This is a genomic window from Cryobacterium sp. TMT2-14 (genome assembly GCF_004402465.1).
Taxonomy (GTDB): domain Bacteria; phylum Actinomycetota; class Actinomycetes; order Actinomycetales; family Microbacteriaceae; genus Cryobacterium; species Cryobacterium sandaracinum.
The window spans coordinates 17465-42237 of sequence record NZ_SOFV01000035.1; the positions used below are offsets into that span (position 1 = coordinate 17465).

Here is a 24773-nt window from a genome sequence, read left to right on the forward strand (position 1 = left end):
CGCTCTACCCGCTCTCGCGGCTACTCCTTGATCAAGCCGGCTCGCACCTCGCGGCGCAGCACCTTGCCGATCAGCGACCGGGGCAGCTCGTCGACCTCCACGACGGTGCGGGGCACCTTGTAGGCGGAGAGCCGGGTGCGGCAATACGTGCGGATGGCGTCGACGTCGAGGGTGGCCCCCGCCGCCAACACGACGGCGGCGGCGACGTCTTCGCCGCCGTTCGCGCTCGGCAGCCCGACGACGGCGGCGTCGGCGACATCCGGATGCGACAAAAGAGCGGCCTCGACCTCGGAGGGCGCCACATTGAAGCCGCCGGTGATGATGAGTTCTTTGATACGGTCGACGACCGTGACGAAGCCGTCGGAGGAGACGCGGACGATGTCGCCGGTGCGCAGCCAGCCTCCGTCGAGAAGCGTCTTGGCGGTCTCGGTCGGCTGGTCCCAGTAGCCGGAAGAGACCTGTGGGCCACGGATGAGTAGCTCACCTTCCTCTTCGATCCCGCGGTTCACGGTCGGGTCGTCCGGGTCCACCACGCGGATCTCGGTGCTCGGGAACGGCACGCCCACCGTGCCGGGGCGCCGGCTCGGGCCCATCGGGTTGCCGACGGCGATCGGCGAGGCCTCGGTCATGCCGTAGCCCTCGACCAACAGCCCGCCGGTGGCGGCCTCCCAGCGTTCCACGATCGACACCGGCAGGCTCATCGCGCCCGAGATGGCGTAACGGATGCTGCGCAGGCTTACATTCTTCGCCGTCGCGGCCTTCACGAGCCGGTCGTAGATCGGCGGGACGGCCGGCATGAATGTGGGTGGGGTGCGCCGGGCCGCATCGAGCAGCAGTCCCTCGTCGAACTTGGGGAACAGCACGAGCCGGGCGCCGGTGGCCATCGCGAACGTCAGACAGAGGGTCAGGCCGTAGGCGTGGAACATGGGCAGGACCGCGTAGAAGACCTCCTCGCCAGGGCGCAGCCCCTGCACCCAGGCCTCGCCCTGCAGGGCGTTCGAGCGCAGGTTGAAGTGGCTGAGGATGGCACCCTTCGGGGTGCCGGTGGTGCCGCTGGTGTATTGGAGCGCGGCGGTGTCGGTGACCTTCGGGCGCGGGTGGCCGGGGCGCAGCTTGCGTGAGCCGACGATGCCGGACCAGCTGAAGGCATCCTTGCCCAGCGGGCCCGAGGTCAGGGCGTCTCGCGACTCGCGGGCTTTAGCGATCGGCAGCTTGAGCAGGAGCCGCTTGGCGAGCGGCATCGCTTCCGTCAGGTTCACCGCGATCACGGTGCGCAGGCCCAGGTCGGCGGGGAAATCGGTGACGGTCTGGTAGATCTTGTCCCAAACGATGGCGACGCGGGCGCCGTGGTCTTCAAACTGGTGTCGGAGTTCACGTTCGGTGTAGAGCGGGTTGTGCTCGACGACGATCGCGCCCAGGCGTAGCACGGCGTAGAAAGCCACCACGTGCTGAGGGCAGTTCGGCAGCACAAGGGCCACCCGGTCGCCGGGTTTGACGCCGAGGCGCAGGAGGCCGTTTGCAGCCCGAGAGATCTGCTCGCCGAGCTCGGCGTAGGTGGTGGTGGCGCCGAAGAAGTCGAGGGCCACGCTGGGGCCGAACCGGCGCGCCGAGGTCTCGATCATGTCGGAGAGCGTGTCGGTCGGTTCCTGGATGGTACTCGGAACGCCGGGGGCGTAGGAGCCGAGCCAGGGTTTATTCTCGAAGACGTTCATCGGGCGGCCAGTTCTCTGATCAGGGCCGCGACGAATGCGTCGATGTCGGCCTCCTCGGTGTCGAAGCCGCACATCCAGCGCACCTCGTTGGTCGCGGGGTCCCAATCGTAGAACCGGAAGTGCCCGCGCAGGCGATCGGCCACGCCGGGGGGCAGGATCGCGAAGATCGCGTTGGCCTGAGTGTTCTGGGTGAAGGACAAGCCCTCGATTTCGCCGGCGGCGATACCGGTCTCGAGGGCGTGGCGCATCCGTGTGGCCATGGCGTTGGCGTGGCCGGCGTTTCGCTGCCAGAGGTCGCCGCCGAGCAGCGCGATCAGCTGGGCCGAGATGAAGCGCATCTTCGAGGCCAGCTGCATGTTCAGTTTGCGCAGGTAGAGCAGGCCCGCGGATGCCTCAGGGTTCAGGACCACGACGCACTCGCCGTACATCATGCCGTTCTTGGTGCCGCCGAAGCTGAGCACGTCGACGCCGGCGTCACGGGTGAAGGTGCGGAACGGCAGGCCCAGCGAGGTGGCGGCGTTGGACAGGCGGGCGCCGTCCATGTGTAGCTTCATGCCGTGGGCGTGTGCGTGGTCGGCGATGGCCCGCACCTCGTCGACCGTGTACGCGGTGCCGAGCTCGGTGGTCTGGGTGATCGACACCACGAGCGGTTGGGCGCGGTGTTCGTCGCCCCAGCCCCAGGCCTGCTGGTCGATCAGTGCGGGGGTGAGTTTGCCGTCGGGGGTGTCGACGGTGAGGAGCTTGATGCCGGCCACCTTTTCGGGGGCGCCCGCCTCATCCGTGTTGATATGAGCGGTGGATGCGCAGATCACGGCGCCCCAGCGCGGCAGCATCGACTGCAGTCCGATCACATTGGCGCCGGTGCCGTTGAAGACCGGGAAGGCTTCGACGCCCGCGCCGAAGTGTTCGGTGAAGACCTGCTGCAGCCGGGCAGTGTAGACGTCTTCGCCGTAGGCGATCTGGTGCGCGCCGTTGGCGGCGACGATCGCCTCGAGAATCTCGGGGTGCACCCCGGAGTAGTTGTCGGATGCGAACCCGCGCGAAGAAAGGTCATGGAGTTGAGTCACCCCTCCATCTTCGCGCATCCGTCTGCTCCGCTTCTGTGCGCTCGGTGTGCGAATTCGACGGAGATTTTGCGTTGAAACGGCGATTTCGGGCCGAAACCGGCCCGTGGGAGCAAAATCACCGTCGAATTGGTTCGGGGCAGGGTTCAGGTTCGGGGCCGGGATCGGGCTGGCGGGGCGGCAGGTCAGCCGCGCAGGGCCTGGCGCAACGTAACGCGGGCGCCCATCCGCAGCAGGGAGTTCGAGTAGATGCGGGAGCCCAGCAGGATGACCACGGCCGTCGAGGCGAGCAGGATGGCCAGCGAGAGCAGCGGCTCCCACCAGGCGGCCGTGCCGAGGAAGATGCGCATCGGCATGCCGACCGGGGCCGAGAACGGGATGTAGGACATGACGGCGAGCACGGTGGGGTTGTCGTTGAAAAAGATCACCAGAAAATAGGGAATCATCACGAGGAACAGCACGGGCGAGGTGGCCGAGCCCACGTCTTCCTGGCGGGAGACCATCGACGCGGTCGCGGCGAACAGCGCCGCAAGCATGACGAAGCCGAACGCGAAGAACACGGCGAACCAGACGATCGACGGCCCCACGGTGCCCAGCAACCCGAACTGGCCGGTCGTGGCCATGCCGATCGCCACCAGCAGGCCGATCGCCACGATCTGCCCGAAGGCCATGATGCTGTTGCCCACCACCTTGCCGCCGAGCAGGGCGCGCACCGGGATGGTGGTCATTAGGATCTCGACGACCCGGGTCTGCTTCTCCTCGACGACGCTCTGCGCGATGGTCGAGCCGAACGTGATCGCCGACATGAAGAAGACCAGCCCGAAGCCCAGGGAGACGAGGTAGACGAGGCCACCGCTCTGCCGCGATGTCGGCTCGAGCAGGCTCACCGCGGGGGTGACGCTCAGGGCCGCGAGCACACCCACCGGCGGGGAGTCGAGGGCGATGACGCGCACGCCGAGCAGGGCATCCGCCCGGGTGGACGGAACGACCGCCGCGGAGACGGTGCCGTCCCGCACCAGGGACTCGGCAGCGCCGACGTCATCGGCCTTCACCATCGTGAACGACTCGGTCTGCTCGACGACCTGAGCGGCGGACCCCACGACGGCCACCTTCGGCATGGTCAGGTTCTGACTCGCAATGCTGCCGGCGACGACGGAACCGACCGAGATGAGCAGCAGGATGCCGGTTGAGATCAGGAAGGCCTTGCTGCGCAGCCGGGCCATGATCTCGCGGGTCGCGACAAGCCACACACTCCGGGCGAAGCTCGGCGCCGGATACCGGGGGCGAACCTGCGGGCGTCCGATGTGTGGCGTGCCGGCGCGGTCGTTCCAGATGGTGCTCACTGCACGATCTCCTTGAAGATGGTGGCGAGGCTGGGCCGCTGCTGGCTGAACTGTGTCACCGGGGCCCGGGTGAGGGCCTGGCGCAGAACGGACTGGCTGGCGGCATCCGTTTCGGCTTCGAACACGGCGACACCCCCGGAGAGGTCGAGCACGGAGATGCCGGGCACGGTGTGGATCCACTCAGCGTCGGCCGCGGTGCGCAATTCGAACCGGGGGCTGCTGTGCTGCTCGCGCAGCCGCTCTCGGGGGCCGTTGGCCCGGATCTCGCCGTCGGCGATGATGACGACGTCGTCGCAGAGGCGCTCGACGATGTCGAGCTGGTGCGAGGAGAACAGCACCGGCGCGCCCTGGGCGGCGAAGCCGGAGAGCACGCTCATGACCACTTCCACCGCGAGCGGGTCAAGGCCGGAGAACGGCTCGTCGAGCACGAGGAACTCCGGGTCGTGCACGAGCGCGGCCGCGATCTGGGCGCGCTGCTGGTTGCCGAGCGAGAGAGACTGCACCAGGTCACCGGCCCGCTCGCCGAGGCCGAGCCGGTCGAGCAACTCGGCGGTGTTGCGGCGGGCGGATGCCGGGCCCAACCCGTGCAGGCGGGCCAGGTAGACGAGATGCTCGCCCACCTTCATCTTCGGGTAGAGGCCGCGCTCCTCCGGCATGTAGCCGAAGCGGCGGCGGTCGTCGCTGGTCAGCGGAACGCCGTCTTGCAGCACGGTGCCGGAGTCGGCCGACAGCACCCCCAGGATGATCCGCATGGTGGTTGTCTTGCCGGCGCCGTTCGCACCGACGAAGCCGGTCAGGCGTCCGCTCTCGACGCCGAAACTCACGTCGGTCAGCACCTGCCGGGTGCCATAACGCTTGTTTATGGTCCTGATGTCGAGCATGCCCACCCCTCTGTAGCCTGGTTCCACGCTAGCGCGCCGCGGGGTGCCGACGTCGGGTTCAGGGGGCCAAAAGCACGCGAGAAGTGTTGACGGATGCCGCCGACGCGTCCCACAGGCCGACCACCGCGGTCGCAAGTGCGGTTTCCAGCCCGGCGAGGGCACGCACGACGAAGATGACCGCCGCGGCATCCGCGCCTGCTTTCGCGAAGCCCTGACCGACCGCGCGGGTCCAGGTCTCGGCGGCGGCCTTCGCGGCGGCGTAGTTCGCGCCGCCCGGGGCCGGCTTGTCGACCGACACCGACGACACGATCGCCAGGCGCCCGGCCGGCGAGGCCAGCAGGTCGTCGTTGAACGCGCGGGTGGTGTTGCGCAGCGTGGCGACGACGTGCGCGTGCAGGAAATCCCAGTCCCCGTCGGACTGGCCGGCCAGCCCGCCGCCGCCGCGCCAGCCGCCGACCAGGTGGATCAGGCCGTCGATCGGACCGTGCTCGCCGTGCACGGCGTCGGCCAGGGCCGTGACCTGGGCGAAGTCGCCGAGGTCGCAGACATAGGTTGCGGCACCGGGAACCTCGGCGCGGAAGCCGTGCAGGCGCTCGGCGTTGGTGCCGACCGCGATCACGTGCGCGCCGGCATCCGTCAGCGCGGTGGCCACGGCGCGGCCGGCCGCGCTGGTCGCACCGGCGATGAGCACGGTGCGACCAGCGACGGCCCTGCCTGCGGTGTCAGTCACGCCCGGTGAGCCCGGCCGTCGACTCGATCACGGGCTTCATCTTCTTGTCGAGCGCCTCGAAGAACATCGACAGCGGGAACTCGTCGTCCAGAACAAGGTCGGTGTAGCCCTTCGGTGCGCCAGCAAGCACGTCCAGCGGCAGGCCGCGAGCCCACTGCGACGCCGGGTTCGGCGTGAGCGTCTCCGCGATCATGTCGTAGGCGGCCAGCCAGTGGGCCTTCTTCGGCCGGTCGATCGACGCCCAGTAGAGGTCGTCGATTCGCTTGCCCAGCGCGATGACCACGTCGGGCACGGCTTCCCAGTCGAAGGTGAGCCGGGTGTCGGTCCAGTGCAGCACGTGGTGCTGGTGCATCCACGCGAAGAGCAGCTGCCCGCCCAGCCCGTCGTAGTTCCGCACCCGGGTGCCGCTGATCGAGAATCGGAAGATCCGGTCGAAGATCACGGCGTACTGCACGAGTTTCGCGTGCCGGCGTGCTTCCGGGCTGGCGTTCTCGTCGCGTTCGATCGTGACCGATTCGCGGAACGCGGTCAGGTCGCAGCGCAGTTCCTCCAGGGAGTAGAGGAAGAACGGCATCCGCTGCTTGATCATGAACGGGTCGAATGGAAGGTCGCCGCGCATGTGCGTGCGGTCGTGGATGAGGTCCCACATGACGAAGGTTTCCTCGGTCAGGTGCTGGTCGTCGAGCAGCGCCGCCGCATCGGCAGGCAGTTCGAGACGCGTGATCTCGGCGGCCGCGCGCACGACCCGGCGGAACCGGGCAGCTTCGCGGTCGGCGAAGATCGCACCCCAGGTGAAGGAGGGGATCTGGCGCATGGCGACGGTCTCGGGGAATAAAACGGCCGAGTTGGTGTCGTAGCCGGGCGTGAAATCGAGGAAACGGATCGGCATGAACAGCTCGTTCGTGTACTCCTGCTCGAGCTCGTCGATGAATTCCGGCCAGATCACCTCGATCAGCACGGCCTCGACAAAGCGGTTCGCGCTGCCGTTCTGCGTGTACATCGGGAACACGACCAGGTGACGGATGCCGTCGGCCCGCTGCTGCTGCGGCTGGAACGCCATCAGGGAGTCGAAGAAGTCCGGCACGCCGAAGCCCTCGGTGCTCCAGCGGGTGAAGTCCCGGGTCACGGCCGCGAGGTAGGCGGCGTCGTGCGGGAACAGCAGGGCGAGCTCGTCGATGGCGGCGGCGATCACGCCGACGTGCGCCGCGGCATCCGCGTGGTCGGCGGCGACGGGGATGGAGCCGTCCTGCGCCTGGCTGGCCTGAAGCGAGGTGGCCGCGGACTTGAGCCGGAGCCAGGCCGGGCTTGTGGCCGGGTTGGCGGCGGTGACGGCATCCTCGAGAACCTCGGGCTCACCGACCAGTGCATCGTGCGCAACGTAATTCGACATGGGAACCTCCGTTCTTCGTGAGTGCCGCGGTCGCGGCGGGGTCGTTCGTGGTAGTGCTGGGTGGTGCCGGTGGTGCCGGTGGTGCCATTTGGCGCCACGGTCCAGAGTAGCGGGAGGGTGCGGGCGTTTTCTTGCCATATCTCGCAACGAATCGCCGTGTTCCGACCCTCCGGTCGTCGAAATCCCCCGTTCCGGTTGAAAGTGTGCGTTGTTCCGGTCATTCTCCGAGAATCGCGCATTGTGCCGAGTGCCGCCCTTCCGGCGGTGATTGTGGGCGCACACGGCGCTTTCGGTCTCAGCGGCGCGAGAGGGCGGTGCACGAGAACCGGCTGCCCGGGTCTCGACAGGCTGGACCACCGGATGGCTCGACCACAGGATGGCTCGACCACAGGATGGCTCGACCGCGGGGGTGGCCTGCGCTATCGTCGAGGCGACCATGCAGCGACCATGCAGCGAGGAGCGCCGCCGATGAACTTTGACGAGGTGATCTCGGCGGTCGTGCGGATCGTCGAGGCGGCCGGTGCAGCCATCATGGTGCTCGGCGGCGCGGCCGCGATGATCGCTGCGGTGCCGACCGCGCTGCGGGCCGACACCCGGCAGCGGGCCTATGAGAAGTTGCGCCGCAATCTGGGCCGGGCCATCCTGCTCGGGCTCGAAGTGCTGATCATCGCCGATATCATCCGCACGATCCTGGTGGATCCGACCCCGCAGAGCGTGCTGGTGCTCGGCGCGATCGTGGTGATCCGGGTGCTGCTCAGCTTCTCGCTTGAGGTGGAGATGGACGGCATCTGGCCCTGGTCCCGCTGGCGCCTCGCCGCGAACAAGGGCGGCACGCCGAACCTCAAGTAGCGCTCGAAACGACACGTTCGAGGGGCGGGCGCCGCCGCGCACCCTTCAAACCTGACGGTTCACCGAACAGCGTCAGGCGCGTCGGGGGCATCGGCAGTCGACTGGGCCGGCGGAGAGACGGCCCGCAACCGCCAGAGCGACGTCACTTCCTTCGACCGGGCGGCGTGCAGGGGATCGGACGCGTCGGCGGCGCGGCCGTGCACGGGTTTGGCGTCCAGGCGGGCGACGACCTCGAGGCCCGCGTCCTCGATCAGGTCGAGGAGTTCGCCGCGGGAGCGCAACCCGAGGTGCTCGGCGATGTCGGAGAGCACGAGCCAGCCCTCCCCGGCCGCCTGGAGGTGGTCGGCCAGCCCGGCCAGGAAGCCCCGCAACATCCGGCTGTCGGGGTCGTAGACGGCGAAGTCGGTGGCGGTGACGGCGGACGCGGGAATCCACGGCGGGTTGCAGACCACGAGGTCGGCGCGGCCGGCGGGGAACAGATCGGCCTTGATGATCTCGACCGCACCGGCCAGCCCGAGCCGCCCGATGTTCGCGCGCGCGCAGGTCAGCGCCCGTGGCTCCTGGTCGGTGCCGACCACGTGACGGATGCCGCGTCGCGCCAGCACCGCAGCGAGCACCCCGGTGCCCGTGCCGATGTCGAACGCGGTGGCGGTCCCGGCGATCGAGCCGGCCTCAGCCGCAGAACCTCCGGCCCAGGCTGCCGGCAGCGGGGCCGTGTTCACCAGGTCGAGGTATTCGCCGCGCACGGGCGAGAACACCCCGTAGTGCGGGTGGATGCGGGCGCCGAGCGCGGGTACGTCGACCCCGGTCGTGCGCCACTCGTGCGCCCCGATGACGCCGAGGAGCTCGCGCAGGGCGGTGACCGAGGCATCCGTCGCCGGGCCGTAGGTCTCGGTGCAGGCCTGGCGCACGTCGGGCGCGCGGCGGAGCGGAACGGTGTAGTCGGCGTCGAGCGGCACGAACACCAGGCCGAGCAGCCGGGAGCGGCGCAGCGCCTCGGAGCGGTAGTGCCGGAAAGCGGCGGCCAGGTCGGTGGTGGGCGCGTGCCGGCCGTGGTCGATGCGGCGGGCGAGGGCGCTGAGCAACTGGCGGGCGCCCAGGAAGTCGCCGCGCCAGAGCATGCCGGTGCCAGCCTTCGCGTGGCGGTAGGCGGCATCCGCGGTCATCGTGTCGTCGGCGATGACGACGCGTTCCGGCGGCGCCCAACCGCTCTCCGAGTGCCAGAGGGCCGACCGGGTCCGCCCGGCCTCCGCCCAGGTGATGCGGGCGGGCCTGGTCGCCGTGTTCGTGCTGGTCATGGGTTCCATCTTTGCGCGGGTGGGGTGGGGTGGGCGTGCCGGGGCCGGCGGGAGAGCACGGGGTGCGGCCCGATCAACGCAGCGCGGGCATGACCTCGCATTCGAAGAGTTCCAGACCCGAGCGGTCGTAGGCGGCCTCCGGGAAGTAGTGGATGGCGTAGCCGAGGCCGCGTGCCTTCATGCCGTTCAGGCGCTCGACGACCTGTTCCGGTGTGCCGACGCACTGCGCCTCGCCGCTGCGGTACTCGGCCATGAATGCCGCCGCGCCCTCCGAACCGAGGTAGGGGGTGACCCGGGACTCGATGGCGTCGAGACGGTCGGCGACCTCGGCCTCCGTCGCCGCGATTACGGTGTTGTAGTTCGTCGAGCGGGTGATCGCGCCGAAATCGGTGCCTTCCGCCATGCAGTGCGCCTCGAGCAACTCGCTCTTGTGCGAGAAGCCCTCGGGGGAGCCGTCGAAGTTCGTGTAGTTCGCGTACTTCGCCGCGATCTTGAGGGTGACCTTCTCGCCGCCGCCGGCGATCCAGACCGGGATGCCTCCGTCCTGCAGTGGTAGCGGCCGCACGATGGCGCCGTCCACCTGGTAGTGCTGTCCGTCGAGGGTGGCCTTACCGGTGGCCCAGGCCTGGCGCATGATCTGCACGCCCTCGTCGAGGCGTGCGAGGCGCTCGCCGGCGCGCGGGAAGCCATAGCCGTAAGCGCGCCATTCGTGCTCGTACCAGCCGGCGCCGATGCCCATTTCGACGCGTCCGCCGGAGATGATGTCGATGGTCGAGGCGACCTTCGCGAGGTAGGCCGGGTTGCGGTAGCTGATGCAGGTGCACATCTGGCCGAGGCGCACCCGTGTCGTGGTGGCGGCGAACGCGCTCATCAGCGTCCAGGCTTCGTGGGTGGCCTCCTCGCTCGGCACCGGCACGGTGTGGAAGTGGTCGTACACCCAGATCGACTCCCACTCGCCGGCGTCGGCGTGCGCGGCGAGGCCGCTCATGGTCGCCCACTGTTCGACGGGATCGATGTCGACCAGGTCGTGACGCCAGCCCTGAGGTATGAAGAGTCCGAATCGCATGGTTTCGAGCCTACGCGGGGGTAGCGAATGCTGCGTCCTGCGCCCTGCAGTTGCAGCTGGTGCCCGGGACCGGGAAGATCAACACCATGAAGTTCGTTCTGGCCCCCGACTCGTTCAAGGAATCCATGTCGGCCGTCGAGGCCGCCACGGCCCTGGAGCGCGGAATCCGTTCCGTCTTCCCCGGCGCCGAGTGCGTGCGGGTGCCGATGGCCGACGGCGGCGAGGGCACCGTGAACGCGATGGTTGCCGCCTGTGGCGGTGAGATCGTGGAGACCGAGGTTCAGGATGCCCGCGGACGCCCGGTGCTGGCCGCCTACGGCTATGTGGCCGCCGAGCAGCTGGCGATCATCGAGGTTGCGGCGTCGGCCGGCATCCATCTCGTCGCCGCAGCCGACCGGGACGCACGCACCGCCAGCACGTACGGCGTCGGGCAGCTCATCACCGACGCGCTGGACCGCGGTGCGAGCCGGTTCGTGATCGGGCTGGGCGGCTCGGTGACCAACGACGGAGGGGCTGGCATGCTTCACGCCCTCGGCGCTCGTCTGTTCGATTCCGCCGAACGTGACCTGGACTGCGGGGGAGCGGCGCTTGCGCGGCTCTGCCGGATCGACCTGGAAGGATTCGACCCGCGGGCGCGGTCCGCGTCGTTCGAGATCGCGAGCGATGTCGCCAATCCGCTGCTCGGTCCGGGCGGCGCCACCGCCGTCTTCGGCCCGCAGAAAGGCGCCGATCCGCAGGCCGTGCGGGACCTCGAGGAGGCCCTCACGGTCTTCGCGCGGGTGCTGACCGCGGATTCCGGGCGTTCCGTGGCGGAGCTGCCCGGCGCCGGCGCGGCCGGCGGGCTCGGCGCGGCCTTCCTCGCCTGCTTCGACTCCCGCATGCGGCGGGGCGTCGAGGTGGTGATGGAGGCCGCCCTCCTCGAGCGTCGCCTGAGCGGGGCCGACTTCGTTTTCACCGGCGAGGGCAGCATCGACGGGCAGACCCTGCACGGCAAGACCCCGCTCGGCGTGGCCGAGGCTGCCGCGCGCAACGGTGTGCCCGTGATCGCGTTCGCGGGCCGGGTAGGACCCGGGTCCGAGGTGCTTTATGACCAGGGCTTCGCCGCGCTGGTGCCGATCGTTCAGGAGGTCAGCGACCTCCCGCAGGCACTGACGGATGGTCCGGCGAACCTCGAACGGGCCGCCGCCACGGTGTGCCGTATCCTCGCCCTCGGGCTGTCGGCCGGGGCGGCCCGCGGGGCACAGACAAGCTAAGCGACGGGAGCCGGAACGTCACGGACGGCTCGAGATCACACACCCGAGCTCACAGGCTCGAGATCGTCAGGTACCGCCCTCATTCGCGAGGGTGAGGGCGGCCGCCAGCGCGGTGACGGAGTCGAGGTAGCGGCCGCCGAACGGCACGGGACGCCCCCGGGCGTCGAAACGGTAGACCAACGGCTGTCCGGTGGGCAGGTTCAGGTCGCGGATCTGCCCGTCGGACAGGCCGTCGATCACCGCGCACAGAGCCCGCAGGGAGTTGCCGTGGGCCACCACGAGCACGATCTCGCCGCGGGCGAGAAGCGGGTCGACGCGCTCGGTGAGGAAGGCATCCACTCGGGTGATGACGTCGCTGAGCGCCTCGGTGCGGTTCAGTGCGGCCGCCGGCAGCGCGCGGAACAGGGCGGTGCCGGCGAACTCGTCGTAGAGCAGGTCGCCCATGGCGGGCGGGGCCTCGGCGACCGAGCGGCGCCAGGCCACGAACTGTTCCTCGCCGAACTCGGCGCGCACATCGTCTTTGGAACGGCCGGTCAGCGCGCCGTAATTGCGTTCGTTCAGTCGCCAGTCGGCGTCGCAGCCGACCGGCGGGTGGGCCAGACCGGCGGCGACGATCGCGGCGGTCTGCCGGGCGCGCGTCAGCGTCGAGGTGAACAGGGTGACAGGTGCTGCAGCGGGTGCCGGTGCCGTGGTCATGGCCGGAGAGCCGGTGCCGGTGGTCGGTGGCCGTTCGCCCGGCAGCGCAAGGTTGAGGAGGACGGTGGCCGTGTGGGCCTCGCGGATCCCCTGATCCGACAGCGGCGCATCCAGCACGCCCGTGAACAGCCCGGCGGCGTTCGCGGTGCTCTGGCCGTGCCGCAGCACGATTAACACCCCCGTTTCACGCACGGTGACCAGCCCTGTTCGAGTCTCAGCCGGCGGATGCCTCAGCCGTCGCGGATCTTCCGCCGCTAATTCTCAGGCTACAGCCCCGCAGTGACCACCGCCCGGCGGGGAGTGGCCGGGTTGAGCGGGAGCGACTCTCGCGGAAGGGGGTGGGCTCAGAAGCCGAAATCGCCGCCGCCGAAATCGCCGCTGCCGGAGTCGCCGCCGGAACCCGCGTCGCCGCCGGAATCGCCGCCGGAGTCGCCGGAACCGGAGTCGGCGCCCGAGGCATCCGCGCCGCCGGAGTCCATGGGCAGGAAGGCGCTCATCAGCGTCGACGCGATGACATAGCCCGCCACGGTGCCGAGCAGGGAGCTGCCGACCATGCTGCCGAAGCTCGGCCCGCTCTGGCCCTGGTTGCCGAAGGCGCGGGTGAGGGTGCCGGGCTGGCGCAGCTCCGCCCGGGTGGCCGCCTGGGCCAGTGTTGCCGGTTCGGCGTTCGCCGGGCGCTCGCTGGCGTTGGCGTTCTCGCTTAGCTGGCGGAACAGCAGGTCGCGTTGCTCATCGTTCAGTTTGCTGAAGGCCTCCGCGTGCACCTGCTCGATCGTCTCGGGCGGTGCCGTGCGCAGTAGGTACTGATAGCGATCGACGGCGATCTCGTCGTCGGTGCGCTGCGGTGCGGTCGCGCGTCGCTGCTGTTCCGGCTGCTGGGGCTCGGTTCCGAAGAGGCGGTCGAAGAATCCCATGGTGTGCTCCTCTGGCTCGGGTGGTCTGGGGCGTTGGTCCCTACGATTCCACCCGTCGCTGGGTAGGCGCTGGAACCGTGCGCTCAGCGCTGCCGCGCGGCCGCCACGATCACGGCGATGCGGCCCGGAACCGAGTCGTCCTGGAGCGCGGTCACGTCGCCGAGCGCACGACCGGCCACGATATCGCCGAGGAGGCGACGCATGATCTTGCCCGAGCGGGTCTTGGGCAGGTCAGGCACAACGAACACCTCCTGCGGCCGGGCGACGACCCCGATGGCCTGCGTGACGTGCGCGCGCAGCAGCGGCTCGAGGGTGCCCCGGGCGGCCAGCCAGACCGCGGGGTCGCCCAGGTTGCCGCGCTCGCCGGAACCGCTGGTGGGGCGCGGTGCCGCGGCCGGGATCACGAAGGCCGCGATGGCCTCGCCTGTTCTCGCATCCGTCACGCCGACGACGCCGGCCTCGCCGACCAGCGGATGTGCGACGAGCGCCGACTCTATCTCGATCGTCGACAAGCGGTGCCCGGACACGTTGATGACGTCGTCGACGCGGCCGAGGAGCCAGATGTCGCCGTCGTCGTCGTATTTCGCGCCGTCGCCGGAGAAGAAGAAGCCCTGCTTCGCGAACCGGGCCCAGTAGGAGTCGCGGTAGCGCTCGGGGTCGCCCCAGACGGTGCGGGCCATGCCTGGCCAGGTGCCCTCGATCACGAGGTAGCCGCCGGAGCCGAACGGCACCGGCCGGCCGTGGTCGTCGACGACGTGGGTCGTCAGGCCCGGCAGGGCGCGCAGGGCCGAACCGGGCTTGAGCGTGCTGACGCCCGGTAGCGGCGCCATCACGGCGGCGCCGGTCTCAGACTGCCACCAGGTGTCCACGATGGGGGCGCTGCCAGCGCCGATGTTCTCGCGGAACCACACCCAGGCCTCCGGGTTGATGGCCTCGCCGACCGACCCGAGCAGACGGATGCTGGACAGGTCGAACTCGCTCGGCAGCCCTTCCGGGAACCACGTCATCAACGTGCGGATGAGTGTTGGCGCCGTGTAATAGGTGGTCACCCCGTAGCGCTCGATGATCTCGAGGTGCCGGCCCGGATGCGGGGTGTTCGGCGTTCCCTCGTAGATCACCGAGGTGGTGCCGTTGGAGAGCGGCCCGTAGTGCACATAGCTGTGAGCGGTAACCCAGGCCAGGTCGGCCGTGCACCAGTGCACGTCGTCGTCCTTGACGTCGAAGACGGCCCAGTGACTCCAGGAGGTGTGCGTGAGGTACCCGCCGCTGGTGTGCACGAGCCCCTTCGGAGTACCCGTCGTGCCCGAGGTGTAGATGATGAACAGCGGGGTCTCCGCGTCGAAGTACGCGGGTTCGTGCACGGGGGAGGCGAGGTCGACGCTGTCGTGCCACCAGACATCCCGGCCCGGCGTGAAGGGGATGTCGGGGGTCAGGTCGCCGGTGCGGCGCACCACGAGCACGTGCTCGATCGAGTCCACGCCCGCGACGGCCTCGTCGGCCGCGGCCTTGACCGGCACGGCCTGACCCCGGCGGAACTGGCCGTCGGTGGTCACGAGCAGCTTCGCGCCGGTGTCCTCGACCCGGAACCGCAGCGCCTCGGCGGAGAAGCCGCCGAAGACGAGCGAGTGCACGGCGCCGAGGCGCGCGATGGCGAGGGTGATGATGATGGTTTCGAGGATCACCGGCAGGTAGAGCACGACCCGGTCGCCCGGCACGATGCCGAGGTCGGTAAGCGTGTTGGCGGCGCGGTTCACCGCGCGTTCGAGTTCGGCATAGGTGATCGTTCGGCGGTCGCCGGGCTCTCCCTCGAAGTAGAAGGCGACCTTGTCACCCTTGCCGGCGGCCACGTGCCGGTCGACGCAGTTGACGGCCACGTTGAGCTTGCCGCCCGCGAACCACTCGGCGCGGGGAATGGAGAGCACGCCGTCGGCGTCCGCCCTGGCCGGCTGCCAGGTGTGGTCGGTGTGCCACGGCTCGGCCCAGTCGAGGCGGTTGGCCTGCTCGGCCCAGAACGCGATCGGATCGGCGGCGGCCCGGTCCCACCAGGTGGCGTCGACGTTGGCCTGCGCCGCGAAGGCGGCCGGGGCCGGGTAGCGCCGGGTTTCGGTCAGGAGATTACGGATGGTGGCGCTCGCCGGATCGAACGGGGCCGGCATCGGCGTCAGGCCCATTTGCGGTTCGCCCAGCGCTCGAAGAGGCCAACGGCGGCATCCGTCAGCTTGCCGAGGATGGCGAGCAGGATGATGGCGAGCAGGATGCGGTCGATGCGGCCGTTGTTCTGGGAGTCGATCAGCAGGAAGCCCAGCCCCATCGAGGAGGCGATCAGCTCGGCGGCCACGAGGAACAGCCAGGCCTGGGCCAGAGCCAGCCGCAGCCCGGAGACCACGGCGGGGATCACCGCGGGCAGCTGCACGGCCGTGAACAGGCGCGCCCTGCGCAGGCCGAACGCGCGGCCCGCCTCCACGAGCTGACGGTCGACGTGCCGCAGCGCCGCAGACACGGTCGTGTAAACGGGGAAGAAGGCGCCGATGGCGATCAGGGTGAGCTTGGACTCCTCGCCGATCTTCAGCCAGAGGATGAGCAGGGGAACCCAGGCGAGCGACGGCACCGCCCGGATGGCGCCAAGGGTAGGGGCGAACAGTACGTCGGCGGCCCGGGACAGGCCGACCAGGGCGCCCAGGGCGATGCCCAGGGCGGCGCCGACGGCGAAACCGATGAGCACTCGCTGGGTGGAGATCGCCGCGTACTGGCCGAGCAGCCCGCTCGCGAACAGGTCGACGCCGGCCTGCCAGACCATCGCGGGGGAGGGCAGTTGGGCCATCGTGAACACGCCGAGCGCGGTGGTGAGCTGCCAGGCCGCGAGGATCAGGACCGGCAGGACCGCTCCGCCGCCGAGGGCGATCCAGCCGCGCGAGGCGAGCGGCCGGCGCGGGGCACGCGCCGTGCGGGCGGCGGGGGCGGATGCAGCGAATGCGGTGGCGTCGGGCACGGTCCGGGCCGACGTGCGCGGCAGCGTGCGGGGCACAGTCTCGGTCATGGTCGCGTCCTCTCGGTGGGTGGCGCTGGTGGGGCCGGGGTGCTGGGTGCAGGGGGTGCTGGTGGTGCGGGTGTCCGGGGCGGTTGCCCGCCCCGGACGGCGCTACGGTAATTCCTGATTACTCCGTGACGACCGACGGGTCGGCCTTCGTGGCGAAGCTGTCGTTGACGATCGTGTCGAGGGCGTCGTCGATCTGGCTCTGCGCTGCCACGTCACCGGCGGCGACGAAGGTCGGGCCGATCTTCTTCAGCACCGTGAGCTGGGCCTTGCCGGGCACGTTGTCCACGTCGAGGTTGGAACGCTCGGTGATCACCGTGGTGGCCACGGCGAGGTCGAGGCCCGAGACGCCGGCCAGGATCTCGGCGGTCTGGTTGGGGTTCTCCAGCGCCCAGGCGCGGGCGTGCTCATAGACGTCGACGACGGTCTGGGCCACATCGGGCTTCTCGGTCAGGAAGCTTTCGGTGGCGTTGAGGAACCCGTAGCTGTTGAAGTCGACGTTGCGGTAGAGCAGCTCCGCGCCGGCAGCCTCGGCACCGGCCATGATCGGGTCGAGTCCGGCCCAGGCGTCGACCGAGCCGTTCTGGAGGGCAGCCCAGCCGTCGGCGTGCTGCAGGTTCTGCACGGTCACGTCGTCGAGGGTGAGTCCGGCCTCCTCCAGAGACTGGAGCAGGAAGAAGTAGGGGTCGGTGCCCTTGGTGGCGGCGATCTGCTTGCCCTTGAGATCGGCGACGTCGGTGATCGCGGAGTCGCCGGGAACGACGAGGGCCGCCCACTCGGGCTGCGAGAAGATGTCGATGACCTGGATCGGCGAGCCGTTCGAGCGGAACAGCAGCGCGGCCGAGCCGGCGGTGGAACCCACGTCGATGGCATTTGCGCGCAGTGCCTCGTTGGCCTTGTTGGAGCCGGCCGACTGTACCCAGTTCACGGCGATGTCCTGGTCGCTGAGGGCATCCTCGAGCCAGCCCTGGTCCTTGATCACCAGGCTGAGCGGGTTGTAGGTGGCGAAGTCGATGTTGAGGGTGCCGCCGGTGGTGACGGTGGTCTTACCCGCTTCGGCGGCCTCGGCCGGCTCGGCGACCGGCTGGTTTTCACCCGCGACGCAGCCGGTGAGCAGCAGGGCGGCGGCGGTTGCGACGGCAAGGAGTGCGATTCGTGTGGTGGAGCGGTGCTGTGTCATCGGGATCTCTCAGTTGATTGGGCAGCGGATGCTGCACCCGGTGTGGGAAAGCGGTGGTGAAAGCAGTGCGGTGGTGAAGTGGTGAGGCAGAAAAGTCAGTAGGGGAAGGCCGGGATGGTAGAGGTCGCGGCGAGCCCGCGTGCCTCGCCGTGGCGGTCGATGCCGAGCCCGGCGAGAAGTCGTCCGCGCAGTTCGGCGAGTTCCGCCGAGCCGCGGTCGCGGGGGCGGGCCCCGGGAACGGTGAGTTCCTGCACGATGGTGGCGCCGGCGCCGGCGCGGGTGCCGTTGTCGGGCCGGCCGAGCAGGATGATCCGGTCGGCCAATTGCAGCGCCTCGTCGACGTCGTGCGTGACCAGGAGGACCGTCGTCGGCGCCTGGGCGTGCACGTCGAGCAGGAGGTCCTGCATCTTCAGGCGGGTGAGCGCGTCGAGGGCGCCGAACGGTTCGTCGAGCAGCAGAACGCCCGGGTTGCGGGCCAACGCCCGGGCGAGGGAGGCACGCTGCGCCATCCCGCCGGAGATGGCCTGGGGGCGGTGGCCGGCGAACGCGGCCAGACCGACCAGCTCGATCAGTTCGGCGACGCGGGCGCGGCCGGCGGCCCGCGGGGTGCCGCGGGGCAGTCCCAGTGCGACGTTCTCGGTGACGGTGCGCCAGGGCAGCAGGCGCGGCTCCTGAAATCCGACCGCGCAGCGCGGGTCGATGCCGGCGACGGGCGAGCCGTCGATTCTCACCTGGCCGATGGTCGGGGAGTCGAGGCCGCCCGCGATGCGGAGCAGAGTGGACTTGCCGCATCCGCTCGTGCCCAGAATCGCCAGCACCTCGCCGGGCCGCACCGTGAGGGAAACGTCGCGGAGTACCGGGGGTAGGGCGGTGGCCCCGCGGGTCGTGGCAGGGGCGAACGTGCGGCCGATCGCCTCGAACTCGACTGTGCAGGCCGAGTTTCCGGTCGTGGTCGTGGCCGTGGATCTGGACGCCGCGCCGCGCACGGACGCCGGATCGGCGAACGCCTCGTGTGGTGCGGCGCGGTGCGGCATGGGCGGCTTTCGGTCGAGGGAGGGGAAGAGTTGCTTGACGTTAGCCGAGGGCAGACGGATGCTGCTGGGCCGGCCGCAACCCGACGTAACACGCGGCGCTTCTTCTTGGGATGATGGGGCCATGACTCGAACCGTTTCCGGAGCCCGTGTGCTCATTACCGGTGCCGCCAGCGGCATGGGCCGCCTCTATGCCGAGCGGGCCGTCGCCGAGGGCGCGAAAGCCGTGATCCTCTGGGACCGGGACGCCGGGGCGCTGACCCGTGCGGCCGGCATCCTCGGCGATCGGGCCGGCGAGGGCACGCTCGTTGTCCCGTATGTCGTGGACATCGCCGACCTCGGCGCGATCGCCCAGACCGCCCAGCGGGTGCGCACGGAGGTCGGCGACCCGGACATCGTGATCAACAACGCCGGCATCGTGCGCGGAGCCTTCTTCTGGGAGCACGACAACGGCGCGGACACGCGGCCGACCATGCAGATCAACGCGCTCGCGCCGATGTACATCGCCCGGGAGTTCCTCCCGGCGATGATGGCCAATCGCGGTCGTGCGTCGCGTATCGTGAACATCGCGTCGGCGGCCGGGATGCTCTCGAACCCTCGGATGAGCGTCTATGCGGCGTCGAAGGCGGCCCTGATCGGGTGGGGCGACTCGCTGCGTCTGGAGCTCAAGCAGCAACGGTTCGGGCACGTGAAGGTCACGACCGTCTGCCCCAGCTACATCTCGACCGGGATGTTCGAGGGTGCCCGCGGTCCGCTGCTGACGCCGGTGATGACGCCGGAATACGTGGTCGAACGGGTCTGGCAGGCGATGCTCGCGGGCAAGCCCATGCTCACCATGCCGTGGACGGTCGTGCTCTCGAAGGTGGTCCGCGGTCTGCTGCCGCTGCCCCTGTGGGACGTCGTCGCGGGTCGGGTCTTCGGTGTCTACGGCTCCATGGACAAATTCACCGGTCGCCCCTAACCCGAGCCCCGGTGGTCGAGCCTGTCGAGTCCCGGTGACCCGCCCCTCGGAGATTCCCCGCCGGTGGTCGAGCCTGTCAAGACCCGGGACGAGAGCCACGCCCTACAGCCCCACCCGCTTGCTCGGCAGTGCGATCAGTGTCTGTTCCGGGCCGTTCTCCACCGGTGGCCGCAGCCAGTGTTGCGTTTCGGTGCGGGTGATCTTCCAGTGCTGGTTGTGCAGCAGTAGGTGGTGCGGGTGGCAGAGCAGTACTCCGTCGGCGAGGTTGGTGTCTCCGCTGACTGTGAGCCAGTCGTTGATGTGGTGGGCTTCGGTCCAGGCCGGTGATGGAGTCGAAGGTGGAGAGCACGAACTCGCCGTCTTCGGGGGCGAAGAGCCCGTTCAGGCGCACGTTGCCGTTGCTCAGCCGGTAGACCTTCAGGTAGCGGTCGTCGTGGGCCTGCTTCTCCCGGGCGGTGATGCCGGCCTGATCGAGCCGGTCGCGCATCCGGCGGGCCCGTTTGAAGACCTCGTCGGCATTCAGTGACGGTGCCTCGGTGAGGAGCGCCGCGAGGGCCACCCGGAGCTTCTCCGCGGTGACTGCCGCGTCGATCTGGCCGAGCCCGGCCCGGATAGCCTCGGCCGCGTCAACCGAGAGCGTGCCGGCGGTGACGCCCCGGGCGACCGGCGCCTGCCAGGGCACCCTCGCGGTGAACGCCGCGACGCCGACAGCATCCGCGACGTCGACAGCATCGGCATCGGCGTCGGCGTCGGGCGTCGAGAGCGTCGAGAGTGCCTCTTCGACCAGCTTGTCGGCCGCCTCGGTGTCGGCCATCATCGTGCCGACCGCGACGAGCTTGTACGCGTCACCGTTGGATGAGCCGGTCCAATTCTGGATCAGGGCCTCGGGCGAGAGGAACCCCTGCTGCGCGGCCAGCCCCGAGTGGCCGAGTTCCGGGCGGGACCGGCGGGCGATGGTTGCGGCCATCCACGCGGCGCGGGTGTCGAGCAGTCGGCGAGCCGCTGCAATCTGCTTCTGACCGATGAGAACGACTGCGTCGGGAAGAGCGGCGAGGTCGGCGCTCGAGGAGCCCAGCAGGGCGACGGCGTCGGCCGCCTGCCTGAGGTCATCCGCGAGTTCGTCATGTTATGAGGATAACTTAAGGAGCACACGTAGTCGAGTGTCACTCACCTTTTATGGATAGCAGTTTCGTATCTTTGTTCAACCGCCCGGCTGTTTGGCCGCGCGGCGCCACCGAGTCAGCGCTGAGCCCGCGGCCTGACCGGCAGCAACGCTCGGTGCCGTGGCGCAGGTTGGGGACCGCGGCGGAGCCTCTCACGTGCGCCCGCTTTACCGAACGCGTGCCGGGAGGTGCGGTGTGGCACGGGAGCCCTGAAGACTGACTCGCCGGTTCTCGACGGGCTTGACCGCCGACGGGGCCGCGACTTCGAGGCGCAGACAGGCCCAGGCCCAGGACTGACGCGGGTCGCCCCGCCGACAGGTCCGCTACCGGCAGGTCTGTGACTTTCGGATGGATCCGTCCGAGTTCTAGCAGACCCAGAAGGGTGCCGTCTCTGTAGGTATCTCGCTGAATCTCCATGGTCTCCTTCGCGCCGTACCGGGCATGCTACTTCGCTGCGCTGTTCCTCCGGGCTCGTTGACAGCGGCCTTCGCGGGGACCTAGTATGAAATCGTTTCCATGGAAACGATTCCACGACTTTATTGATACCCGCACGAACACGAAGAGGTGAGAGATGGTTGCCATCACGATCAAGGATGTCGCCGCCCTGGCCGGCGTCTCCGTGGCCACGGCCTCCCGGGTCCTGTCCGGCAGCCCGGCCACCTCGCCCGCGGCTCGGGCCGGCGTCGCCGCCGCGGCCGCCCAGCTCGACTACCGGCCCAACGCCCAGGCCCGCGCCCTGCGCAGCACCCACACCGAGTCCATCGGCCTGCTGGTGTCGGATGTGCGCAACCCCTTCTTCGCCGACCTCGCCCACACGGTCGAACAGGCCGCCCTGGCTGCCGGCTATGTCACGCTGCTCGGCAACGCGAATGAGCGCAAGGAACAGCAGGACCGGTACCTGGACACCCTGATCTCCAGGCGAGTGGACGGCATCGTCGTGGCACCGCTCGGGGACGGCAGCGGTAGCATCCGTTCGCTGATCGAACGCAAGATCCCGACCGTCTTCGTGGACCGCACCGTGGACGGCCTCGATGTGCCGAGCGTGACCACGGACAGCGAAACCGGCATCCGCCAGGCTGTTGCACACCTGGCCGCGGCCGGCCACACCCGCATCGGCTACATCTCGGGCCCGCAGGCCATTTCGACCGGCCGGGACCGGTTCGCCGCCTTCACTCGCGCGGTGGCCGAGTTCGGCCTCAGCCAGGACCCCGACCTGGTCTATTTCGGCGACTTCCAGGCCGCCAGTGGCTCGGCCGGCGTGCACGCGCTGCTCGAACTGCGCCAGCCGCCCACCGCCCTGCTCGCCGCCGACAGCCCGATGGCCGTGGGCGCGATCGCCATTCTTCACAAGCGCGGGCTGCGTATCGGCCGGGACGTGGCTCTGATCGCGTTCGACGACATCGAGTGGTTCGCCCTGCTCGACCCGGCGCTCAGCGTCATCTCGCACAGTGTCGAGGACATGGGCCGGATCGCCGTGAAGATGCTGCTCGAGGTCATTGGCGGAGGCACCCCCGAGTCGGTGGTGCTGCCCAGCGAACTGATCATCCGGGCGTCGTCCTCGGCGCCCATCTCAGGAGTGCCCGATTCACCCGCAGCCGTTTCACCCGCATCCGGGCCGAGCCCGAGGAAGAACTGACATGAGTCAACAACCACTGGTCACCCTGCAGAACGTGGGCAAGACCTTCGGACCGGTGACGGTCATCAAAGACGTCACCGTCAGCGTCTACGCCGGCAAGGTGCAGGTGCTGCTGGGCGAGAACGGTGCCGGCAAGTCCACCCTGATCAAGATGATGGCGGGGGTGTACCAGCCGGACGCCGGCCACATCGTGGTGGACGGGCAGACAGTCACCCTGCCCACCACCCGCGCGGCCGAGGAACTCGGCATCGCCACGATCCACCAGGAACTGAACCTCGTTCCCACCATGAGCATCGCCGAGAACGTGATGCTGGGGCGGATGCCCACCAAGCACGGCCTGGTCGACCGCAGCGCCCTGCGCAATCGGGCGCGTGCCGCCCTCGCCCTGATCGGCCTCGACGTCGACGTGGACACCCTGGTCGGCGACCTCGGCATCGCCCGGCAGCAGCTGGTCGAGATCGCCAAGGCGCTCAGCATCAACGCCCGCATCCTGATCCTGGACGAGCCCACCGCGGCCCTGACCCGCCACGAGACCGAGAGCCTGTTCGCCGTGATGACCGACCTGCGCCGCCGTGGGGTGGGCATGCTGTTCATCAGCCACCACCTTGACGAGATCGCCGAGGTCGGCGACACCGTGACCGTGCTGCGCGACGGCGAGTTCATCGCCGAGGTGCCGGCCTCCACCCCCGAAGACGACCTCGTGAAGCTGATGGTCGGCCGCAACATCGAAGACCATTTCCCGCGGTCGGCCGGCGACGTGAGCCAGGCGACCGAGATCCTCACGGTCGACAAGCTCACCTCGGCCGGCTCGTTCAGCGACATCAGCTTCAGCGTCAAGGCGGGCGAGGTGCTTGGCATCGCCGGGCTGGTCGGCGCGGGGCGCACCGAACTGATCCGCGCGATCGCAGGCGCCGACCGGTACACCTCCGGCACGGTCGCCGTGCGCGGCCGGCAGCTGCCGAACGGCAGCATCCAGGCGGCAATCGCAGCGGGCATCGGGCACGTGCCCGAAGACCGCAAGGGACAGGGGCTGGTGCTCGACGCATCCGTCAACGACAACCTCGGCTACGCCACGCTCGCCGCCACCGCGAAGCTGGGTCTGGTCGACTTCGCCGGCCAACGCAGCCGGGCCGCCGAGGTGGCCATGAAACTGCGCATCCGGATGCACACCATCGACCAGTCGATCGGCGCACTCTCCGGGGGCAACCAGCAAAAAGCCGTGTTCGGCCGCTGGATCATCGCCGCCTCCACGGTGCTGCTCCTCGACGAGCCCACCCGCGGCGTCGATGTGGGCGCCAAGGTCGAGATCTATGAACTGATGAACGCGATCACGGCGGCCGGGGGAGCGATTCTGATGGTCTCCAGTGAACTGCCCGAGATTCTCGGCATGAGCGACCGCATCCTCGTGATGCGCGACGGCCGGATCGCCGGCGAGCTCACCGCCGCCGAGGCCACCCAAGACGCAGTCATGACACTCGCCGCCCGCGATGTCGACGAGAAGTACGAATAGAGATAGGGAAGCCACCATGTCCACCACAACCCTGCCGTTGAAGCGCCGCGGTCTCGACTACAAGAAGTTCCTCGCCAACAACGGCGCCCTCGTCGGCCTCGTCGTTCTCTGCATCGCCCTGTTCATCGCGACTCCCGACTTCCTGACCGCGCAGAACCTGCTCAACATCGGCATCCAGGTGTCCACGGTGGCCGTGCTGGCCTTCGGGATGACCTTCGTCATCGTGGCCGGCGGGATCGACCTCTCGGTGGGTGCCGTGGCGGCCCTGTCGGCCATGTCGTCGGGCTGGATGTTCGCCAGCGCCGGCCTCCCCGGCTGGATCGCCCTCCTGGGTGGTCTGTTCGTCGGAGCCCTGGCCGGCACCATCAACGGTTTGGCCAACGCCTACGGCAAGCTGCCCTCGTTCATCGCCACGCTCGCCATGCTCAGCGTGGCCCGCGGACTGACCCTGGTCATCTCCGACGGCCGTCCGATCTCGACGCCGGCCGAGGTCTCCTTCCTCGGCGGCAACCTGGGCCCGGTGCCGATGCCGATCATCATCCTTGTGCTCGCCGCCCTGGCCGCTTCCTTCCTGCTCAACCGGACTGTCATCGGCCGCTCGATGTACGCGGTCGGCGGCAACGCCGAAGCCGCCCGGCTGTCGGGACTGCCGGTCAAGCGCATCCTGGTCACCGTCTTCGCCCTGGCCGGACTATTCGCCGCACTTGCCGGGCTCCTGCTCGCCGGGCGCCTCGACTCCGCGCAGCCGCAGGCCGCGGCGGGCTACGAACTCGACGCCATCGCGGCCGTCGTGATCGGCGGTGCCTCCCTCGCCGGTGGCCTCGGCAAGATCTCAGGCACTTTCGTGGGTGCCCTCGTGCTCGTCGTCATCCGCAATGGCCTGAACCTGCTCAACGTGACGTCGTTCTGGCAGCAGGTTGTGATCGGACTCGTGATCGCCCTCGCCGTGGGCGTCGACGTGCTCCGCCGCAAGACCCGCAGCAGCTGACCAGGCCGGCGGCCGACATCCGTCACCCCCTCTACCTTTCTCCTCACCCATCAATAACCACAAAGGAATACACA

General features: G+C 69.4%; 21 protein-coding genes. 6 read left to right on the forward strand and 15 right to left on the reverse strand.

Annotated features, from left to right (window positions below; all coding sequences use genetic code 11):
- Positions 1-20: 20 nt before the first annotated feature.
- From E3O28_RS12320 to E3O28_RS12345, 6 genes are all read right to left on the reverse strand, one after another.
- Entirely contained in the window at positions 21-1712 is a 1692-nt protein-coding gene (locus tag E3O28_RS12320) for a long-chain-fatty-acid--CoA ligase (RefSeq protein ID WP_104100045.1), read from the reverse strand.
- Positions 1709-2779 (reverse strand): low specificity L-threonine aldolase, encoded by a 1071-nt coding sequence (locus E3O28_RS12325; RefSeq protein WP_233191259.1) that lies wholly within the window; start codon positions 2777-2779, stop codon positions 1709-1711. The genes E3O28_RS12320 and E3O28_RS12325 overlap by 4 nt, the downstream gene beginning before the upstream one ends.
- A gap of 182 nt (positions 2780-2961) precedes the next feature.
- Positions 2962-4119 carry an ABC transporter permease gene (locus tag E3O28_RS12330; protein ID WP_347232385.1) on the reverse strand — a complete coding sequence of 386 codons (1158 nt, stop codon included), beginning with the start codon at positions 4117-4119 and terminating at the stop codon, positions 2962-2964.
- On the reverse strand, positions 4116-5000 hold the full coding sequence (locus E3O28_RS12335; RefSeq protein ID WP_104100103.1) for an ATP-binding cassette domain-containing protein: 885 nt from the start codon (positions 4998-5000) through the stop codon (positions 4116-4118). The genes E3O28_RS12330 and E3O28_RS12335 overlap by 4 nt, the downstream gene beginning before the upstream one ends.
- Positions 5001-5058: 58 nt before the next feature.
- On the reverse strand, positions 5059-5730 hold the full coding sequence (locus tag E3O28_RS12340; protein WP_241973121.1) for an SDR family NAD(P)-dependent oxidoreductase: 672 nt from the start codon (positions 5728-5730) through the stop codon (positions 5059-5061).
- Positions 5723-7120 (reverse strand): DUF6421 family protein, encoded by a 1398-nt coding sequence (locus tag E3O28_RS12345; RefSeq protein WP_134416212.1) that lies wholly within the window; start codon positions 7118-7120, stop codon positions 5723-5725. The genes E3O28_RS12340 and E3O28_RS12345 overlap by 8 nt, the downstream gene beginning before the upstream one ends.
- 468 nt (positions 7121-7588) lie before the next feature.
- Between E3O28_RS12345 and E3O28_RS12350 the strand changes: the two genes are divergently transcribed.
- On the forward strand, positions 7589-7969 hold the full coding sequence (locus tag E3O28_RS12350; RefSeq protein ID WP_104100048.1) for a DUF1622 domain-containing protein: 381 nt from the start codon (positions 7589-7591) through the stop codon (positions 7967-7969).
- Between the two features lie 59 nt (positions 7970-8028).
- Here E3O28_RS12350 and E3O28_RS12355 read toward each other — a convergent pair whose 3' ends face one another.
- Both E3O28_RS12355 and E3O28_RS12360 read right to left on the reverse strand, forming a co-directional pair.
- Entirely contained in the window at positions 8029-9267 is a 1239-nt protein-coding gene (locus E3O28_RS12355) for a class I SAM-dependent methyltransferase (protein WP_104100049.1), read from the reverse strand.
- A gap of 73 nt (positions 9268-9340) precedes the next feature.
- Positions 9341-10333, reverse strand: a complete 993-nt coding sequence (locus E3O28_RS12360) for an LLM class F420-dependent oxidoreductase (protein ID WP_134416214.1) — start codon at positions 10331-10333, stop codon at positions 9341-9343.
- Positions 10334-10419: 86 nt separating this feature from the next.
- Here E3O28_RS12360 and E3O28_RS12365 point away from each other — a divergent pair, with 86 nt between their 5' ends.
- Complete coding sequence (locus E3O28_RS12365) at positions 10420-11586, forward strand: glycerate kinase (protein ID WP_104100105.1); 1167 nt, start codon at positions 10420-10422, stop codon at positions 11584-11586.
- A 66-nt stretch (positions 11587-11652) separates the two neighbouring features.
- On the opposite strand, the gene E3O28_RS12370 is transcribed toward E3O28_RS12365, so the two are convergent.
- The 6 genes from E3O28_RS12370 to E3O28_RS12395 all read right to left on the reverse strand — a co-directional run bounded on the left by E3O28_RS12370 (position 11653) and on the right by E3O28_RS12395 (position 18444).
- A complete protein-coding gene (locus tag E3O28_RS12370; protein ID WP_134416216.1) occupies positions 11653-12474 on the reverse strand; it encodes a 2,3-diphosphoglycerate-dependent phosphoglycerate mutase in 822 nt (273 codons plus the stop codon).
- Positions 12475-12626: 152 nt separating this feature from the next.
- Positions 12627-13196 carry a hypothetical protein gene (locus E3O28_RS12375; RefSeq protein ID WP_134416218.1) on the reverse strand — a complete coding sequence of 190 codons (570 nt, stop codon included), beginning with the start codon at positions 13194-13196 and terminating at the stop codon, positions 12627-12629.
- 83 nt (positions 13197-13279) lie between these two features.
- Positions 13280-15367 (reverse strand): acetate--CoA ligase, encoded by a 2088-nt coding sequence (gene acs / locus E3O28_RS12380; protein WP_233191265.1) that lies wholly within the window; start codon positions 15365-15367, stop codon positions 13280-13282.
- Positions 15358-16233 (reverse strand): ABC transporter permease, encoded by an 876-nt coding sequence (locus tag E3O28_RS12385; RefSeq protein ID WP_134343187.1) that lies wholly within the window; start codon positions 16231-16233, stop codon positions 15358-15360. The genes acs and E3O28_RS12385 overlap by 10 nt, the downstream gene beginning before the upstream one ends.
- 118 nt (positions 16234-16351) lie before the next feature.
- Positions 16352-17410: an aliphatic sulfonate ABC transporter substrate-binding protein gene (locus E3O28_RS12390; protein ID WP_134343186.1), complete on the reverse strand. Its 1059-nt coding sequence runs from the start codon at positions 17408-17410 to the stop codon at positions 16352-16354.
- 95 nt (positions 17411-17505) lie between these two features.
- Positions 17506-18444 (reverse strand): ABC transporter ATP-binding protein, encoded by a 939-nt coding sequence (locus E3O28_RS12395; protein WP_134416220.1) that lies wholly within the window; start codon positions 18442-18444, stop codon positions 17506-17508.
- Between the two features lie 121 nt (positions 18445-18565).
- Between E3O28_RS12395 and E3O28_RS12400 the strand changes: the two genes are divergently transcribed.
- On the forward strand, positions 18566-19402 hold the full coding sequence (locus tag E3O28_RS12400; RefSeq protein ID WP_104100056.1) for an SDR family NAD(P)-dependent oxidoreductase: 837 nt from the start codon (positions 18566-18568) through the stop codon (positions 19400-19402).
- Positions 19403-19478: 76 nt separating this feature from the next.
- On the opposite strand, the gene E3O28_RS12405 is transcribed toward E3O28_RS12400, so the two are convergent.
- Positions 19479-20369, reverse strand: coding sequence for a DUF222 domain-containing protein (locus E3O28_RS12405; RefSeq protein ID WP_134416222.1), 891 nt, complete (start codon positions 20367-20369; stop codon positions 19479-19481).
- Positions 20370-21136: 767 nt separating this feature from the next.
- On the opposite strand from E3O28_RS12405, the gene E3O28_RS12410 reads away from it, so the two are divergent.
- Genes E3O28_RS12410 through E3O28_RS12420 form a run of 3 tightly spaced genes read left to right on the forward strand, consistent with a single transcriptional unit; the run spans position 21137 to position 24699 of the window.
- A complete protein-coding gene (locus tag E3O28_RS12410; protein ID WP_104100058.1) occupies positions 21137-22201 on the forward strand; it encodes a LacI family DNA-binding transcriptional regulator in 1065 nt (354 codons plus the stop codon).
- Between the two features lies 1 nt (position 22202).
- Positions 22203-23711, forward strand: a complete 1509-nt coding sequence (locus E3O28_RS12415) for a sugar ABC transporter ATP-binding protein (RefSeq protein WP_104100059.1) — start codon at positions 22203-22205, stop codon at positions 23709-23711.
- A 16-nt stretch (positions 23712-23727) separates the two neighbouring features.
- Positions 23728-24699, forward strand: coding sequence for an ABC transporter permease (locus tag E3O28_RS12420; protein ID WP_104100060.1), 972 nt, complete (start codon positions 23728-23730; stop codon positions 24697-24699).
- Positions 24700-24773 lie beyond the last annotated feature (74 nt).

Bases quoted from the DNA above. Each gene is read 5' to 3' on its own strand.
- E3O28_RS12360 (WP_134416214.1), bottom strand. From the start codon at position 10,333: ATGCGATTCGGACTCTTCATACCTCAGGGCTGGCGTCACGACCTGGTC.
- E3O28_RS12395 (WP_134416220.1), bottom strand. From the start codon at position 18,444: ATGCCGCACCGCGCCGCACCACACGAGGCGTTCGCCGATCCGGCGTCC.
- E3O28_RS12400 (WP_104100056.1), top strand. From the start codon at position 18,566: ATGACTCGAACCGTTTCCGGAGCCCGTGTGCTCATTACCGGTGCCGCC.
- E3O28_RS12350 (WP_104100048.1), top strand. From the start codon at position 7,589: ATGAACTTTGACGAGGTGATCTCGGCGGTCGTGCGGATCGTCGAGGCG.
- E3O28_RS12390 (WP_134343186.1), bottom strand. From the start codon at position 17,410: ATGACACAGCACCGCTCCACCACACGAATCGCACTCCTTGCCGTCGCA.
- E3O28_RS12320 (WP_104100045.1), bottom strand. From the start codon at position 1,712: ATGAACGTCTTCGAGAATAAACCCTGGCTCGGCTCCTACGCCCCCGGC.
- acs (WP_233191265.1), bottom strand. From the start codon at position 15,367: ATGGGCCTGACGCCGATGCCGGCCCCGTTCGATCCGGCGAGCGCCACC.
- E3O28_RS12415 (WP_104100059.1), top strand. From the start codon at position 22,203: ATGAGTCAACAACCACTGGTCACCCTGCAGAACGTGGGCAAGACCTTC.
- E3O28_RS12405 (WP_134416222.1), bottom strand. From the start codon at position 20,369: ATGGCCGCAACCATCGCCCGCCGGTCCCGCCCGGAACTCGGCCACTCG.
- E3O28_RS12420 (WP_104100060.1), top strand. From the start codon at position 23,728: ATGTCCACCACAACCCTGCCGTTGAAGCGCCGCGGTCTCGACTACAAG.
- E3O28_RS12355 (WP_104100049.1), bottom strand. From the start codon at position 9,267: ATGACCAGCACGAACACGGCGACCAGGCCCGCCCGCATCACCTGGGCG.
- E3O28_RS12385 (WP_134343187.1), bottom strand. From the start codon at position 16,233: ATGACCGAGACTGTGCCCCGCACGCTGCCGCGCACGTCGGCCCGGACC.
- E3O28_RS12345 (WP_134416212.1), bottom strand. From the start codon at position 7,120: ATGTCGAATTACGTTGCGCACGATGCACTGGTCGGTGAGCCCGAGGTT.
- E3O28_RS12335 (WP_104100103.1), bottom strand. From the start codon at position 5,000: ATGCTCGACATCAGGACCATAAACAAGCGTTATGGCACCCGGCAGGTG.
- E3O28_RS12410 (WP_104100058.1), top strand. From the start codon at position 21,137: ATGGTTGCCATCACGATCAAGGATGTCGCCGCCCTGGCCGGCGTCTCC.
- E3O28_RS12375 (WP_134416218.1), bottom strand. From the start codon at position 13,196: ATGGGATTCTTCGACCGCCTCTTCGGAACCGAGCCCCAGCAGCCGGAA.
- E3O28_RS12365 (WP_104100105.1), top strand. From the start codon at position 10,420: ATGAAGTTCGTTCTGGCCCCCGACTCGTTCAAGGAATCCATGTCGGCC.